This is a genomic window from Streptomyces sp. W16 (assembly GCF_033194735.1).
Lineage (GTDB): Bacteria > Actinomycetota > Actinomycetes > Streptomycetales > Streptomycetaceae > Streptomyces.
On the sequence record NZ_JAWOAI010000234.1, the window covers coordinates 1 to 15,037 of the forward strand.

The 15,037-nt window shown below is 70.5% G+C and carries 16 protein-coding genes; 9 read left to right on the top strand and 7 right to left on the bottom strand.

From position 1 onward, the window contains the following. From R6V09_RS28000 to R6V09_RS28020, 5 genes are all read left to right on the top strand, one after another. On the top strand, nucleotides 1-722 hold a 722-nt coding region (locus R6V09_RS28000), incomplete at its 5' end, for a HAMP domain-containing sensor histidine kinase (RefSeq protein WP_317884217.1). A gap of 161 nt (nucleotides 723-883) precedes the next feature. Then, a complete protein-coding gene (locus R6V09_RS28005; protein WP_317884218.1) occupies nucleotides 884-1,339 on the top strand; it encodes an SH3 domain-containing protein in 456 nt (151 codons plus the stop codon). 61 nt (nucleotides 1,340-1,400) lie between these two features. Continuing rightward, nucleotides 1,401-2,759: an FtsW/RodA/SpoVE family cell cycle protein gene (locus R6V09_RS28010; RefSeq protein WP_317884219.1), complete on the top strand. Its 1,359-nt coding sequence runs from the start codon at nucleotides 1,401-1,403 to the stop codon at nucleotides 2,757-2,759. Between the two features lie 8 nt (nucleotides 2,760-2,767). Beyond that, nucleotides 2,768-4,228, top strand: a complete 1,461-nt coding sequence (locus R6V09_RS28015; RefSeq protein WP_317884231.1) for a penicillin-binding transpeptidase domain-containing protein — start codon at nucleotides 2,768-2,770, stop codon at nucleotides 4,226-4,228. 45 nt (nucleotides 4,229-4,273) lie between these two features. Then, complete coding sequence (locus R6V09_RS28020; RefSeq protein WP_317884220.1) at nucleotides 4,274-4,789, top strand: DUF3291 domain-containing protein; 516 nt, start codon at nucleotides 4,274-4,276, stop codon at nucleotides 4,787-4,789. Here the strand turns inward: R6V09_RS28020 and R6V09_RS28025 are convergent. After that, on the bottom strand, nucleotides 4,786-5,676 hold the full coding sequence (locus tag R6V09_RS28025; protein ID WP_317884221.1) for an ADP-ribosylglycohydrolase family protein: 891 nt from the start codon (nucleotides 5,674-5,676) through the stop codon (nucleotides 4,786-4,788). The two genes, R6V09_RS28020 and R6V09_RS28025, sit on opposite strands and share 4 nt — an antisense overlap. Beyond that, nucleotides 5,673-6,569 (bottom strand): hypothetical protein, encoded by an 897-nt coding sequence (locus R6V09_RS28030; protein WP_317884232.1) that lies wholly within the window; start codon nucleotides 6,567-6,569, stop codon nucleotides 5,673-5,675. Before R6V09_RS28030 ends, R6V09_RS28025 begins: the two co-directional genes overlap by 4 nt. 173 nt (nucleotides 6,570-6,742) lie before the next feature. On the opposite strand from R6V09_RS28030, the gene R6V09_RS28035 reads away from it, so the two are divergent. The 4 genes from R6V09_RS28035 (at nucleotide 6,743) to R6V09_RS28050 (ending at nucleotide 9,965) form a co-directional block, all read left to right on the top strand. Next, nucleotides 6,743-7,681, top strand: coding sequence for an AurF N-oxygenase family protein (locus R6V09_RS28035; protein ID WP_317884222.1), 939 nt, complete (start codon nucleotides 6,743-6,745; stop codon nucleotides 7,679-7,681). 164 nt (nucleotides 7,682-7,845) lie between these two features. Beyond that, the gene (locus R6V09_RS28040) at nucleotides 7,846-8,499 is read left to right on the top strand and encodes a TetR/AcrR family transcriptional regulator (RefSeq protein ID WP_317884223.1); all 654 of its coding nucleotides are present in this window, start codon (nucleotides 7,846-7,848) and stop codon (nucleotides 8,497-8,499) included. Nucleotides 8,500-8,509: 10 nt separating this feature from the next. After that, nucleotides 8,510-8,812: a hypothetical protein gene (locus R6V09_RS28045; RefSeq protein WP_317884224.1), complete on the top strand. Its 303-nt coding sequence runs from the start codon at nucleotides 8,510-8,512 to the stop codon at nucleotides 8,810-8,812. A gap of 103 nt (nucleotides 8,813-8,915) precedes the next feature. Continuing rightward, nucleotides 8,916-9,965: a C40 family peptidase gene (locus R6V09_RS28050; RefSeq protein ID WP_317884225.1), complete on the top strand. Its 1,050-nt coding sequence runs from the start codon at nucleotides 8,916-8,918 to the stop codon at nucleotides 9,963-9,965. Between the two features lie 42 nt (nucleotides 9,966-10,007). On the opposite strand, the gene R6V09_RS28055 is transcribed toward R6V09_RS28050, so the two are convergent. The 5 genes from R6V09_RS28055 to R6V09_RS28075 all read right to left on the bottom strand — a co-directional run. Then, nucleotides 10,008-11,258 carry a styrene monooxygenase/indole monooxygenase family protein gene (locus R6V09_RS28055; RefSeq protein ID WP_317884226.1) on the bottom strand — a complete coding sequence of 417 codons (1,251 nt, stop codon included), beginning with the start codon at nucleotides 11,256-11,258 and terminating at the stop codon, nucleotides 10,008-10,010. A 53-nt stretch (nucleotides 11,259-11,311) separates the two neighbouring features. Next, nucleotides 11,312-11,953 carry a GTP-binding protein gene (locus R6V09_RS28060; RefSeq protein ID WP_317884227.1) on the bottom strand — a complete coding sequence of 214 codons (642 nt, stop codon included), beginning with the start codon at nucleotides 11,951-11,953 and terminating at the stop codon, nucleotides 11,312-11,314. Beyond that, nucleotides 11,934-12,359 (bottom strand): DUF742 domain-containing protein, encoded by a 426-nt coding sequence (locus R6V09_RS28065; protein WP_317884228.1) that lies wholly within the window; start codon nucleotides 12,357-12,359, stop codon nucleotides 11,934-11,936. The genes R6V09_RS28060 and R6V09_RS28065 overlap by 20 nt, the downstream gene beginning before the upstream one ends. Beyond that, nucleotides 12,356-12,859, bottom strand: coding sequence for a roadblock/LC7 domain-containing protein (locus R6V09_RS28070; protein ID WP_317884229.1), 504 nt, complete (start codon nucleotides 12,857-12,859; stop codon nucleotides 12,356-12,358). Before R6V09_RS28070 ends, R6V09_RS28065 begins: the two co-directional genes overlap by 4 nt. Continuing rightward, the coding region (locus R6V09_RS28075) for a sensor histidine kinase (protein ID WP_317884230.1) at nucleotides 12,856-15,037 on the bottom strand (2,182 nt) is incomplete at its 5' end. The genes R6V09_RS28070 and R6V09_RS28075, both read right to left, overlap by 4 nt.

The following is a 15,037-nucleotide window of genomic DNA, read 5'->3' on the forward strand; positions in this document are numbered from 1 at the left end:
TCAGCGCCGGCAACCTGGACGCGCGGGTCGACGATCCCCGTACGAAGGACGCGACCCGGCCGCAGGACGAGGTGGCCGCGGTGGCCGCCGCGCTCGACACGATGGCCTCGTCGCTGCAGGGCAAGCTGCTGACCGAGCAGCGCTTCACCGCGGATGTGGCGCACGAGCTGCGCACCCCGCTGACCGGGCTGCACGCGGCGGCCGAACTGCTGCCGCCGGGGCGGCCGACCGAGCTGGTGCGGGACCGGGTGGCCGCGTTGCGCACGCTCACCGAGGACCTGCTGGAGATCTCCCGGCTCGACACCCGGCGGGAGAAACTGGAGCTGGGCACCGAGCAGTTGGGGGCGGTGGCCGGGCGGGTGGTCCGGGCGTCGGGGACGGACACCGAGGTCAGGGTCGTACGGGACGAGTGGGTGGAGACGGACCGGCGGCGGCTTGAGCGGGTGCTCGGGAATCTGGTCGCCAACGCGCACAAGCACGGGCGGGGGCCGGTGGTGGTGACCGTGGACGGGGCGGTGGTGACCGTGCGGGATCACGGGGACGGGTACCCGGGCTATCTCTTGGAGCATGGGCCGCAGCGGTTTCGTACGGAGGGGGGTGCTACGGGGCATGGGCTGGGGTTGACCATTGCGCTCGGGCAGGCGGAGGTGTTGGGGGCGCGGTTGGAGTTCGCGAACGTGGAGGGGGACGGCGGGGCGCTGGCCACGTTGACGCTTCGATAAGAGTGGGTTGTTCGTCGGCTGACGGCCGGTGGGGGCTGGTCGCGCAGTTCCCCGCGCCCCTAAAGGGGCGCGCTCGTGTGGACCAGTGTGGCGAGCGCACCCCTCTCTCCCCTCCTAATGTGGCGATTAGTCAGGTTCGCCCCATTTCTGGAGGTACCCCCATGTCCCTCAGCCTCTCCCTCCGTCGTATCGGTATAGCGGTCGCCGCCGGTGCGCTCGTCACCGCCGCCGCCGTCACGCCCGCCGTGGCCGACGACGAATGGGGCGACGACGACCAGGGCGTCAGCCAGTCCCAGGACGACGACGGCTGGAACCAGCGCGGCGACGACGACGGCCGCGGTGACTACGACCACCAGGGCGACCACGGCGATCACGACAACCCGCGCCTCTACCGGGGCATCGTGACCGCGAGCGAACTGGCCCTGCGCTCCCGCCCGGACCGCGGCAGCCGGATCATCCGGTACGCCTATCGCGGCGAGCACGTCTCGATCTTCTGCAAGACCCGCGGCTCCAACGTCCAGGGCAACCACCTCTGGTACCTCCTCACGGACGGCACCTGGGCCTGGGGTTCGGCGCGCTACATCGACAACATCGGCCCCGCCCCCCGCTGGTGCTGACGGACGAGACACACTCGCCACCCAAGGCACACAACCCGTCCCATTTGGGTAAGTTCCGGACATGACCAACGCCGGAACCACCGTCACAGCGGACCTTCCCACACCCGCTGTACGCCTCCCCCGGCGCCGTGGCATCGAACTCACCCTCATCGTCGTGGCCGTACTGCTCTCCGTGTACGGCTACTGCGCTGTCGGTCTCGCCAAGAACGGCACGGTCCCGCCCGGCGCCGCCGGCTACGGCGCCGGGCTCGGCGTGCTCGCCCTGCTGGCCCATATCGCGGTGCGGTTGCGGGCCCCGTACGCCGACCCGCTCCTGCTGCCGATCGGGGTGCTCCTCAACGGCCTCGGCCTGGTCCTGATCTACCGGCTCGACCTGGAGACCCCGGGCGACCGGGCGGCCCCCACCCAACTCGTGTGGTCCACCCTGGGCGTGACCCTCTTCATCGTCGTGGTGCTGGCCCTGCGCGACCACCGTGTCCTGCAGCGCTACGCCTACGTCTGTGTGGCCGCCGCGCTCGCGCTGCTCACCCTCCCGGTCTTTTTCCCCGCCGTGAACGGGGCCCGGATCTGGATCCGGATCGCCGGATTCTCCATCCAGCCGGGCGAGTTCGCGAAGGTACTGCTGGCGATCTTCTTCGCCGCGTACCTGGCGGCCAACCGCAACGCGCTCGCCTACGCGGGCCGCCGCGTCTGGCGCCTCCAGCTCCCCACCGGCCGGGTGCTCGGCCCGATCGTCGCGATCTGGCTGCTGAGCGTCGGCGTCCTCGTCCTGGAACGCGACCTGGGCACGTCGCTCCTCTTCTTCGGTCTCTTCGTGACCCTTCTCTACGTCGCCACCGGCCGTACCGGCTGGATCGCGGTCGGCCTGCTGCTCGCGGCCCTCGGCGCGGTCGCGGTCGGCCGGCTCGAACCGCACGTCCACAGCCGCGTCCTCGACTGGCTGCATCCCTTCGCGTCGATCGACGCGGGCCAGGGCCCGAACCAACTCGCCCAGTCCCTCTTCGCGTTCGCGGCCGGCGGCATGCTCGGCACGGGCCTCGGACTCGGCCACTCGATCCTCATCGGCTTCGCCGCGAAGTCGGACTTCATCCTGGCGACAGCGGGCGAGGAACTGGGTCTGGCCGGCCTCTCCGCGATCTTCATCCTCTACGGCCTGCTCGTGGAGCGCGGCTACCGGGCGGGCCTCGCGCTGCGCGACCCCTTCGGCCGGCTGCTCGCGGTCGGCCTCGCCTCGATCGTCGCGCTCCAGGTGTTCGTCATCGCGGGCGGGGTGACGGGCCTGATCCCGCTCACCGGCATGGCGATGCCGTTCCTCGCCCAGGGCGGCTCCTCGGTCGTCACCAACTGGGCGATCGTGGCCCTGCTGATCCGGGTCAGCGACTCGGCCCGCCGTCAGTACGACATCGAGGTGGCAGCGTGAACGACTCCATGACCCGGCACATCCGCCTCGCCGCGGCCTTCTGCACCCTGCTCCTGCTCGCCCTGCTGGTGAACGCCACCCGCATCCAGGTGTTCCGGTCCCCCACCTACGACGACAACCCCGCCAACCGCCGCCAGACCATCGCCCGTTACGACCAGCCGCGCGGCGCCATCCTCGTCGGCGGCCGGCCGGTCACCGGCTCCCGCGACTCCGGCGAGCAGCTCCGCTACGAACGGACGTACAGGGACGGGCCGTTGTACGCGCCGGTGACCGGCTTCGCCTCGCAGGAGTACGGCACGACGTTCCTTGAGCACTCCGAGGACGGCATCCTCTCCGGCACCGACGAGATGCTCTCGCCGTTCCCCCTGTGGAACGACCTGACCCGCGCCCAGAACCCCGGCGGCGATGTCGTCACCACCCTCGACCCGGCCGCGCAGAAGGCGGCTTACGACGGACTCGGCACGCGCACGGGCGCGGTGGCCGCGATCGAACCGTCCACCGGCCGCGTCCTGGCCCTGGTCTCGACCCCGTCCTACGACCCCGGGGCCCTGTCGGGCAACGGCCGTACGGCGAACCGCAGTTGGGCCCGCCTGAACGCCGACCCGGACAAGCCGATGCTCAACCGGGCGGTACGGCAGACCTATCCGCCGGGTTCGACGTTCAAGGTGGTCACCGCGGCGGCGGCGCTGGACGCGGGGGTGGTGACGGACCTGGACGCGGCGACGAAGTCCCCCGACCCGTACACCCTCCCCGGCACCTCGACGACGCTCACGAACGAAGGCGACGGCTGCGCGGACGCGCCGCTCCGCTCCGCCTTCGAGTGGTCGTGCAACACGGTGTTCGCGAAGCTGGGCGTGGATGTCGGCGTGCGGAACATGAGCGGCACGGCGGAGGCGTTCGGCTTCAACGACACCGGCGTGCGGATCCCGTTCGCCGTCTCCCCCAGCACCTTCGACACCTCGGTGGACAAAGCCCAGTTGGCGCTGTCGTCGATCGGCCAGTACAACACGCGGGCCACTCCGTTGCAGATGGCGATGGTGGCGGCGGCGGTCGCGAACGGCGGGCAGGTGCGGCAGCCGTACCTGGTGGAGCGCACGACACGGCGGGGCGGCGAGACGGTCTCGACGGCCGGATCGTCCCGCCCCGTCCGGCAGGCCATGCACCCCGCAACTGCCGTGCAGATGAAGGAACTTATGGAAGATGTGGTCACCGAAGGCACCGGCACGAACGCGGCGATCCCCGGCGCCACGGTCGGCGGCAAGACCGGCACCGCGCAGCACGGCATCGGCAACTCCGGTACGCCGTATGCCTGGTTCGTGTCCTGGGCGCAGGGCGAGCGGGACATGGAGCCGAAGGTGGCGGTAGCGGTGGTGGTGGAGGACGCGTCGGCGGACCGCTCGGACATCAGCGGGGGCGGGGACGCGGCGCCGATCGCGAAGGCGGTGATGGAGGCGGTGCTCGGTTCGTGAGACGGGGGTACCGGGAACGGCCGGCGCCGACCTACCGTTCGGTACATGACTGAGCCCTTAGGTGCCTCGTACGAACTCGCCCAGGTCAACATCGGCCGCCTCCAATTCCCCCTGGACTCCCCGGAGTTCAAGGACTTCGTGGACGCCCTCGACCCCGTGAACGCCGTCGCCGACGCGGCCGAGGGCTTCGTGTGGCGCCTCCAGTCCGACACCGGCAACGCGACCGACGTCCCCGTCCTCGGCGACGACTGGCTGATCATCAACATGTCGGTGTGGCGCGACACGGACACCCTGACCGCGTTCATGTACCAAGGGCAGCACCGGGAGTTGCTGGCCCGCCGCCGCGAGTGGTTCGAGCGGATGCGGGAGGCGATGACGGCCCTGTGGTGGGTCCCCGCGGGCCACCGCCCGACAGTGGCGGAGGCCGAGGAACGGCTACTGCACCTCCGCGCACACGGACCGACGCCTTACGCGTTCACCCTGCGGACGTCGTTCCCGGCACAGGGCGCGGAGCCGACCGCACCGGTGAACATCCCGGAGGGGCTGGGCTGTTCGGTCTAGATCCCGGTACCAGCCCCGGCCCCGGGCAGGGGCTCGCGGCGCCGCAGCCAGTCCTGCGGCACGCCGTCGAGTCCCGTCCGGGCGGCCACGACGCCGCCGGTGATGGCGCAGGTCGTGTCGACGTCGCCGAAGCCCTCCGCGGTGGTCCACAGGGCGGAGGTCAGGTCGACCGGGTGCCGGGCGGCCGACCAGACGGCGAAGGGGACGGTGTCGTCGGCGCGGATGCGCTGACCGTTGCCGAGGATGTCGGAGGCCCGCCAGGGCTCGGTGGTGAAGGGCACGTCCACGGCCCGCACGAGCCCGTCCCGTACGGCACTGTCGGGCGTCCGCGCCGCCACCGCCTCCAGGGTCAGCTCCCGACGTACGGAGAGCGCGGCGGCGACGGCCACGGCGACCGCGCCCGCGATGCCCTCCGGGTGGGCGTGGGTGACCTCGGCGGACAGGGTCGCCTGGGTCACGACACGGTCGAGGTCCTCGTGGAACCACGCGCCCAGCGGAGCGGCGCGCATCGCGGCACCGTTGCCGAGGCTGCCCTGGCCGTCGAACAGTTCGCGCGCCAACTCCCGCCAGCGGTAGGGCTCCTGGAGCAGCAGGGGCAGCAACTGGTGCATGCCGTGGCCGTATCCGCGGGCCGGATCGGCGTCGTAGCCGAGCGCGAAGGCCCGGGCGAGGGGCTCCTGCCGGATCTCCCCGTGCTCGTCGAGCACCCGGAGGATGCCGAGGGCCATCGCCGTGTCGTCCGTCCAGTGCCACTCCGGTTCCTCCGGGGTGCGCCGGGCGCGGACCTCGTCGTAGGCCCGGCGGGGTTCACGGAAGAGCGGGAACCAGCGTTCGCCGAACGCGTCGCCCAGGGCGAGGCCCTCCAAACTGCGGCGGGCGGGAGTCACTTGGCCTTCCGGGTCTCCGAGCGGACCTGGAGGGTCATCCTGGCGGAGAGCGCCAGGTCGACGTCCGAGGGGTCCTGGGTGAGGGTCGCCTTTGTGGTCCAGGCGACGGCCGCGGACGTGTTGCCGTCGGCCCAGGCGCAGGTCGGATAGGTGACGGTGACGCTGAGCTTCTTCTGGCTGAGCACCTCGCAGGAGACGGTGATCCCGCCGTCGGTGAAGTCCTTGCGCGGTACGGCCACGGTCACCCCGTCGGCCTCACCGGCACCCTTCAGCACGCCCTCGCGGGCCTCGTCCGTGTTCTTGAACCGGCCGTACATACCCGACAGGACCATCGTGCCCTTGGTGGCGTCGCCGTTCAGGGCGTAGGTGCCGACGACACCCACGGTGTCCTTGGCGTCCCAGGCGCCGTCCGCCTCCTGCTCGATCTTCTGCCCCTCTGTGTCCGAGAGGTCGTCGGCGAGTTCGAAGCGGCCGTCGATCAGCGTCTTGGGCAGCGTCAGCACGAAATCGGCCTCGGGAAACCCGGATCCGGACTGGCTTCCGACCGTCAGCACGAGGGCCATGAAGACCGCCACCGACACACCGAGTATCCCGCCGACGATCCCCAGCACGAACCCGATCCCGCGCTTCTTCGGGGGCGGCGCGAACACGACCGGTGGAGCATCCCAGCCGTAGGGCTGCTGCTGGCCGTACGGGGGCTGCCCGTACGGCTGTTGACCGTACGCGGGCTGGCCGTAGGGCTGCTGCGGGGACGGCGGCGTGGGCTGCGGTGGCCCGAACTGCTGCGGGGGATACGGCTGTTGAGGGTTCTGTTGCGGATACGGCTGCTGCGGATGGGGCTGTTGGGGATACGGCTGCTGGGGATTCGGGGGCTGCTGCGGCGGCGGAGGCATGGACACGCCAGCACCGTACATGCGGAATATGCAGAAGATGCGAACGGGCCGGTAGAGCCGGTCGGGCCGACAAGTCCCGCACAAGGGATTGACGAGCTTGCTGACAGGCAGTCTCATAAGACTTCGGAGGTTGTGACCCCGGGTAACACGCCGACGTGCGAGGTGGGAGAACCATGACGACCCTGACCGAAGCCGACGCGGTCGACGGGCTGCGCGACGCGCTCGGCCTGCTCAAGGACCGTGAGCAGGTGGCCGAGCGGCTGCTCGCCTCCTCCGCGAAGCACTCCTTCGACCCCGACAGGGAACTCGACTGGGACGCGCCCTTCGAGGACGGCAAGTGGTTCTGGCCGCCGGAACTGGTCTCGCTGTACGACACCCCGCTGTGGCGGCGGATGGGCGAGGAGCAGCGCATCCTGCTCTCGCAGCACGAGGCCGCGGCGCTCGCCTCGCTCGGTATCTGGTTCGAGCTGATCCTGATGCAGCTGCTCGTCCGGCACATCTACGACAAGGCGGCGACGAGTGCGCATGTGCGCTATGCGCTGACCGAGATCGAGGACGAGTGCCGGCACTCGAAGATGTTCGCGCGGCTGATCTCGCGCGGGGACGCGCCCTGGTATCCGGTGAGCCGGGCCCATCAGAACCTGGGGCGGCTGTTCAAGACGGTCTCCACCACGCCCGGTTCCTTCACCGCGACGCTGCTCGGGGAGGAAGTCCTCGACTGGATGCAGAGGTTGACGTTTCCGGACGAGCGGGTGCAGCCGTTGGTGCGGGGGGTGACCCGTATCCATGTGGTGGAGGAGGCGCGTCATGTCCGGTACGCCCGCGAGGAGTTGCGGCGTCAGATGGTCACCGCGCCGAGGTGGTCGCAGGAGTTCACGCGGGTCACGTCCGGTGAGTTCGCGCGGATCTTCTCCATCGCCTTCGTGAATCCCGAGGTGTACACGAACGTGGGGCTCGATCAGCGGGAGGCGGTGGCTCAGGTGCGGGCGAGTGGGCATCGGCGGGAGGTCATGCAGGCGGGGTCGAAGAAGCTGACGGACTTCTTGGACGACATTGGGGTGCTGCGGGGGGTTGGGCGGCGGTTGTGGAGGGCTTCGGGGCTGCTGGCTTGAGTTCACAGTGCGGGTGCGTCGTGGCTGGTCGCGCAGTTCCCCGCGCCCCTTAAGTCGGACCAGCTGAGTTCTTTTAGGGGCGCGGGGCTGTATCAATTTGCGGCTCCGCCGCGTGGGCGCGACCAGCCCCCACCGACCCGCACCCGCCCGACTACCCTGCCCTTATGCCCGCCGCCGCCTCCACCCCCGCCTACCGCCGTCTCACCGTCGAAGAGCGGCGCAGCCAGCTCCTCGACGCCGCCCTCACCCTCTTCGCGCACCGCGCCCCCGATGAGGTGTCCCTCGACGACGTGGCAGAGGCGGCCGGCGTCTCCCGCCCCCTGGTGTACCGGTACTTCCCCGGCGGGAAGCAGCAGCTCTACGAAGCCGCCCTGCGCTCCGCCGCCGAGGAACTCCAGCAGTGCTTCGACGAACCGCGCGAAGGCCCCCTTCTCCCCCGCCTCGCCCGCGCCCTCGACCGCTATCTCGGCTTCGTCGACCAGCACGACGCCGGTTTCAGCGCGCTGCTCCAGGGCGGGAGTGTCGTGGAGACATCTCGTACGACGGCCATCGTGGACGGCGTACGCCGGGCCGCCGCCGTGCACATCCTCAGCCATCTCGGCGTCACCGAACCGGGCCCACGGCTGCGGATGACCGTACGGATGTGGATCACGGCCGTGGAAGCGGCGTCTCTCATCTGGCTCGACGAGGACAAGCAGCCGCCGCTCGACGAGTTGCGGGACTGGCTGGTCGAGCAGTTCGGGGCGGTGCTGTCGGTGACGGCCCGGCGGGACCCGCAGACCGCCGAGCTTGTCCGGGCCCTCGCGGCGGATGGCTGACACTGGTGGCGTGAAGAGCGAAGAGACCCCGTTCGAGGGCGGCCCCATGGACGGGCGCTCCCTGCCGGTACTGGTCGGCCCGACCGGGAACCCCCCGAAGACCTACCGCATCCCCGTCCCCGACGACGCGGGCGGCCCGCCCACGGTGCTCGTATACCGCCGGGTGCCCAGGGCACACAGCAAGCGGCTCGGCCTGCCCAAGGGCTGGAAGTACGAGTACGACCCGGAAGGGAAGCGCGGCAGCACACTGCGCTGGCCCTGGACCAAGCCAGACGCCACGCCGGGCGGCAAGCCGGACGACACCCACGGGTGACCATGTTGCGCCGAACCGCGCACACCCGGCGCGCGGACCCGGCGCCCCCGTCTGATGCTCACGGTGCGGGGCGGAAGGACCGCCGCGCACCGGAGGTGATGACGTGTCAGGAAGGCTTCTGCGTCTGGTCTGTACGGCGGCGGTGGCGGCCGGCACCGTCCTCGCACCGCTGCCCGCCGCGGCCGTACCCGATCCGCAGGCGCCCGGACAGCGGCCCGTGGCCGAGCTGCTGACGGACCTTCAGACGCTGTACCGGGACGCCGAGCAGGCCACGGAGACGTACAACGCCACCGAGGAGAAGCTGAAGAAGCAGCGCGCGGAGGTCGACCGTCTCGACTCCGAGCTGGCCCGCGCCCGCCTGACCCTGCACGACAGCCGTGGCGCCGCCGGCCGGCTGGCCCGCCAGCAGTACCAGAACAGCACCGCCCTCTCGCCGTACGTACGCCTCCTGCTCGCCCGCGATCCGCAGCACGCGCTCGACGAGGGGCATGTCATCGGGCAGTTGGCGCGGGAGCGGGCCGAGACGGTGGGCCGGCTGGTCGGCAGCGAGAAGAAGAACGACGGCCTGGCCCGCGCGGCCCGCAAGGCCCTGGACACCCAACTCACCCTGGCCGCACGGCAGAAGAAGGACCGCGACGACGTACGGAAGCGACTGGCCGACGTCGAGCAGCTCCTCACCGCCCTCACCCCCGACCAACTCACCGCCCTCGCCGCCTTCGAGAAGACCGACGTCGACAAGGCCCAGCAGAAGCTGGTCACTTCAGGTGCGCTGGGCGACGACAGCCGCGAGCCCTCACGTGCGGGAGACCGGGCGTTGCGCTACGCCGTACAGCAGATCGGCAAGCCGTACGAGTGGGGCGCGGAGGGCCCGAAGACGTACGACTGCTCGGGCCTGACGTCGGAGGCGTGGGGCCACGCGGGCACGTCGATCCCGAGGACGAGTGAAGAGCAGTGGGCGCAACTCCCCAAAGTCCCACTGAAGGAGCTGCGCCCGGGCGACTTGGTGATCTACTTCCCCAAGGCGACACACGTGGCAATGTATTTGGGCGACGGAAAGATCGTCCAGGCCCCGCGCACGGGCGAGAACGTCCAGGTGTCACCGATCGCAAGCTACCCGATCCTTGGAGCAGTACGCCCAGACCAGCCCACCTAGGGGCGCGGGGAACTGCGCGCCCAGCCACGACGAACCCGCAGCCTAGGCCGTCACAGAAGCCAGGTACGCCCCCGTCTTCTCGGGCTCATAGAAGAAGTTCTCGAAGTCCGCCGGGTCGTCGAACCCGTTGGCGAACCGATTCGCCACCGGCTGCAACTGCCCAGCCGCACCAATGAGGTTGAGAATATGCTCCGGCGGCGGACCAAGCATCGCGTTGGTCCACTTGGTGACATGCTGCGCAGTCTCCCAGTACCGCTCGAACGTCGTAGACATCCAGTCCCCGTCGAACTCCTTCTCCCCGTGTTCGAGGATCGACGCGAGATACGAAGCGGCGCACTTGGCCGCGGAGTTGGAGCCCTGCCCGGTGATCGGGTCGTTGGCGACGACGACGTCCGCGACACCCAACACCAGGCCACCCCCCGGCAACTGCCCCACCGGATTGCGGACCGTGGGCGCGTAACGCCCGGCCAACGTCCCACCCGCATCGGTCAGTTCGACACCACGCGCCCGCTCGTACTCCCACGGCGTGAACTTCTCCATGAGTTGCAGGGTGAGGGAGAGGTGTTCGACCGGGTCCTTCACGCCGTTGAAGACGTCCAACGGCCCGCCGGGTATGCCCTCCCAGAACAGTATGTCCGCGCGCCCGGACGTGGTGAGCGTCGGCATGACGAACAACTCGCCGACGCCCGGCACCAGGTTGCAGCGGACCGCGTCGTACTCCGGGTGCTCCGGACGCGGGCCCAGACCGTGGACGTAGGAGACCGCGAGCGCGCGCTGCGGCTCGGTGTACGGGGAGCGCTCCGGGTCGCGGGCGAACATCGAGACCAGCTCGCCCTTGCCCGCCGAGACGAGGACGAGGTCGTACGTACGGGAGAAGTAGTCGAGGTCGCCGACTGCCGCGCCGTGGATGACCAGTTGGCCGCCGCGCTGGGCGAACGTCTCCATCCAGCCGGCCATCTTGACCCGCTGGTCGACCGACTGCGCGTACCCGTCGAGCTTGCCCACCCAGTCGATCGCGCGCTGTGTCGGCCCCGGGTCGTGCGAGCCGGGGGCGGCGACCGAGACGCCGAGTCCCTCGATCTTCGGGGCCTGGGACTCCCAGAAGTTCAGCTGGAGATCGCGCTCGTGCTGCAGTGCCGTGGTGAACATGCACTGCGTCGACATGACCCGTCCGGTGCGGATCTCGTCCGCCGTCCGGTTGGACATCAGGGTGACCTCGTACCCGTGCGACTGGAGTCCGAGGGCGAGTTGGAGCCCGGACTGACCGGCTCCGACGACGAGTATCTTCCGCATACGGGTGGTGGCTCCTTGGTCGCGACCGATCGTGGTCGAGGACTGCTCGGGGACTACTCGGGGGTGACTTCCAGCGCGTGGGCGACGAGCGCGAGCAGGGTCTCGATGGCCGAAATCCGCCGCCGCGCATCCATGATCATTACAGGTATGTGCGGGGGAATCGTCAATGCCTCCCGCACATCCTCCGGATCGAACCGCTCGCTGCCGGCGAAGTGGTTGACCGCGACGACGTACGGGAGACCGCAGCTCTCGAAGTAGTCCAGCGCGGGGAAGCAGTCCTTGAGGCGGCGGGTGTCGGCCAGTACGACGGCGCCGATCGCGCCGCGCACCAGGTCGTCCCACATGAACCAGAACCGCTGCTGGCCCGGCGTACCGAACAGGTAGAGCACCAGGTCGTCGTCGAGGGTGAGGCGGCCGTAGTCCATGGCGACCGTGGTGGTCGTCTTCTCCGGGGTGCCCGTGAGGTCGTCGGTGTCCTCGCCGGCCTCGGTCATCAGCGCCTCCGTCTGGAGGGGCTGGATCTCGGAGACGGCGCCGACCATGGTGGTCTTGCCGGCGCCGAAACCACCGGCCACCACGATCTTCGTGGCGACCGGCGCGCGGGTGCGGTCCAACTGCCAGGCCCGCGGCTGCTCCTCGTCGTCGAGGAGCGGGGAGACGCCGTAGGCGGCGGCGTCAGAGACGACGGAGTCCACTCAGCACCCTTTCCAGCAGAGCGCGGTCAGGACGGCCCGGGCCGTGACCGGTCCCGGTTCCGTACACACGGATCTTTCCCTGGTCCGCGAGATCGCTCAGGAGCACGCGGACCACACCGAGCGGCATCTTCAGCAGCGCGGCGATCTCGGCCACCGTGCGCATACGGCGGCAGAGTTCGACGATGGCGCGCATCTCCGGCATGACCCGGGTGTTGAGCGAGCCGTTCGTCAACTCCTTGCGTTCCTCCGGGGCTTCGAGCGCTGCCACGAAGGTCTCCACCAGGAGGACATGGCCGAAGCGGGTACGGCCGCCGGTGAGCGAGTAGGGGCGCACCCGGGCGGGCTTGCGGTCGCCGCCGCGCACGGGGAGCTTGTTCGGCGTACTGCCGCTGCCGCCGCCGGTCATCGGGCACTCTCCGCGGACGCGTCTTCGAGGGATTTCCGCAGCTCGCTGCGGAGTTCGGGGGTCAGCACATGGCCGGCGCGGCCGACGAAGAGCGCCATGTGGTACGACACGACGCTCATGTCGCAGTCCGCGGAGCCGTGCACACCGAGCAGCGAACCGTCGCTGATCGACATCACGAACAGGCTGCCCTCCTCCATCGCGACCATGGTGTGCTTCACCGGTCCCGAGTCCATCAGCTTGGCGGCGCCGATGGTGAGGCTGCCGATGCCGGAGACGATGGTGGCGAGGTCGGCGGAGGAGCCGCGCGGACTGGTGCGCCTGGTTTCCAGGGACTCTCTGGCCTGCTCGTTCCGGTCCGGGTCGGAGGAGAGGAGCAGCAGGCCGTCGGAGGAGACGACCGCGACCGACTGGATGCCGGACACTTCCTCGACCAGGTTGCTCAGCAGCCAGTGCAGGTTGCGGGCTTCACTGCTCAGTCCGAAGGTACTGGGCGCGGTCAACTGCTTGCCTCCTCGACGGTGCCCCCCGTGGCTTCTTCGGATGGTGCGGTCGCGCCGCGTGGTGCGGGGACCGGGTTCTGGCCGGTCCGTTCGGCGATCTCCGCTTCTACGTCCCGGTAGCCGGCGGAGGCTCCGGCGCGGAAGCCGCCCAGTCTGCGGCGCAGGGCTTCGGCGTCCACGGTGCCGGTCCGCTGGCGCGGGGCCTGTGCGGGTTGGGTGATCTTTGGGGTGCGCTTGGGGAGGCCCTTGTCGGTGACTGGGCCGTCGTCGGCGCGGGTGTGCTCGGCCTCGGCTTCGCCATCGGCCCGGTATTCGCTCCCGCCCGCACCGCCCGTGCGGCTTTCGTTGTCGGGTGCGAGTGGCCCCTGTGGGGCGCCTTCGCCGTCGGCGGCTGCAGGCGCCTCCGTTGCCAGCGGCAGCAGGAGTTCCATCGTCGTCTCGGCCGGGGTCTCCGGGGTCTCCCGTACCGCCTTCTCCGCGAGGGCGACCAGCGGGTCCTCGTCCGGCTTCGAACGGCCGTGCAGGACGTTGGAGTTGACCTCGGCCGCGGCACCCGGGAGCGAGTAGGAGTGCGTGGTCCCCGCCGCCGGCGAGGACGTCGGTACGGCCGACATCGGGGCCGCCGCGAGCAGCGGGCTCGGCAGGACGACGACCGCCGCGATGCCGCCCTGCTTCTGGTCGCGGAGCTGGACGCGGACGCCGTGCCGGTGGGCCAGGCGGGCCACGACGTACAGGCCGAGGCCGAGGCCCTCCTCGCCCTCCTGGTCGTAGGGGGAGTCCGGGTCGAACTCGGTGAGGCGGGTGTTGAGGCGGGTCATGCGGTCGTCGGTCATGCCGATGCCCTCGTCCTGGACGGAGAGCATCACCTCGCCGTTCTCCAGGAGCCAGCCGGAGATCTCGACGGGGGCGTCCGGCGGGGAGAACGAGGTGGCGTTCTCCATCAGCTCGGCGAGCAGGTGGCTCAGGTCGTCGGCGGCGAAGCCGGCCACGTAGGCGTGTGGCGGGAGCGCGGAGATGCGGACGCGTTCGTAGCGTTCGATCTCGCTGACGGCCGCCCGGACGACGTCGACGAGCGGGACCGGGCCCGCGTGCTGCTGGACGTGTTCGGTGCCGGCGAGGACGAGGAGGTTCTCGCTGTGCCGGCGCATGACCGTGGCGAAGTGGTCGAGCTTGAAGAGGGTGGAGAGGCGGTCGGGATCCTGCTCGCGCTCCTCCAGGCCCTCGATGACGGAGAGCTGGCGCTCCACGAGGCCGAGGGTGCGCAGCGCGAGGTTGACGAAGGTGCCGCCGATGCTGGTGCGCAGGCGCTCCAACTGGTCGGTGGAGTCGGTGACTTCGGCGCGGAGTTCCTCACGGGCGTCGGCCATCTTCTGGCGCTGGCCGACCAGGTGCTTGCGGTCGGCCTCCAGGGTGGCGATGCGCTCGTGGAGGGCGACGGCGTGCGCGTGCAGGGAGTTGACCGAGTTGACGACCTGGGCGAACTCGTCGTTGCGGCCGGTGAACTTGATGGCTTCCTCGGCCGCCGGGTCCTCGGCGCCGGCCAGCCGTGCCGAGCCGCGGCGCAGCACCGACAGCGGGCGGGTGAGGGTGCGGGCCATGGCGGTGGCGATGCCGACGGCGAGCAGCATGAGGGCGCCGAGGATCGCGACGCGCAGCTCCAGCGCGGTGACGTCGTCGTCGCGCAGCTGGGCGAGGTCCTTGGAGCGGTGCTCGTAGAGGGCGGACTCCTCGCCGCGCATCAGGTCGACCCGGGCCGAGAGCGCCGCGTCGAGCTTCTTGGTGCTGGTGTCCAACTCGCTGTCGGAGAGCTTGGGTTGGTCGGTGAGGGAGGCGAGGTACTTCTCGGCGGAGTTGACCTCGGGTCCGGTGACCGTGGAGTCGTAGCCGGCGACGGCCGTCTTCGTCGCGGTCTCGCGGAAGTCGGCGAGGGCGGCGTCGGAGCGCAGCCGGGCCTGCTGGGCGGCGGCGCTGAGGGCGTCGCGCTGTTTGGTCTGGGCGCCCGTGGAGGTGGTCTCGGTGACGGAGAGGCCGGTGATGGGGTTGGTGACCGTCTGGGTGGTCGTCGGCACGTTCAGGGCGGCCAGCAGCAGTCCGCGGGCGGCGGCGGCCTGCTGGACGGCGGCGTCGAGTTCGGCGAGCGCGTAGGCGCCGGACCCGGCCCGCGGCGGCATCTGCTCG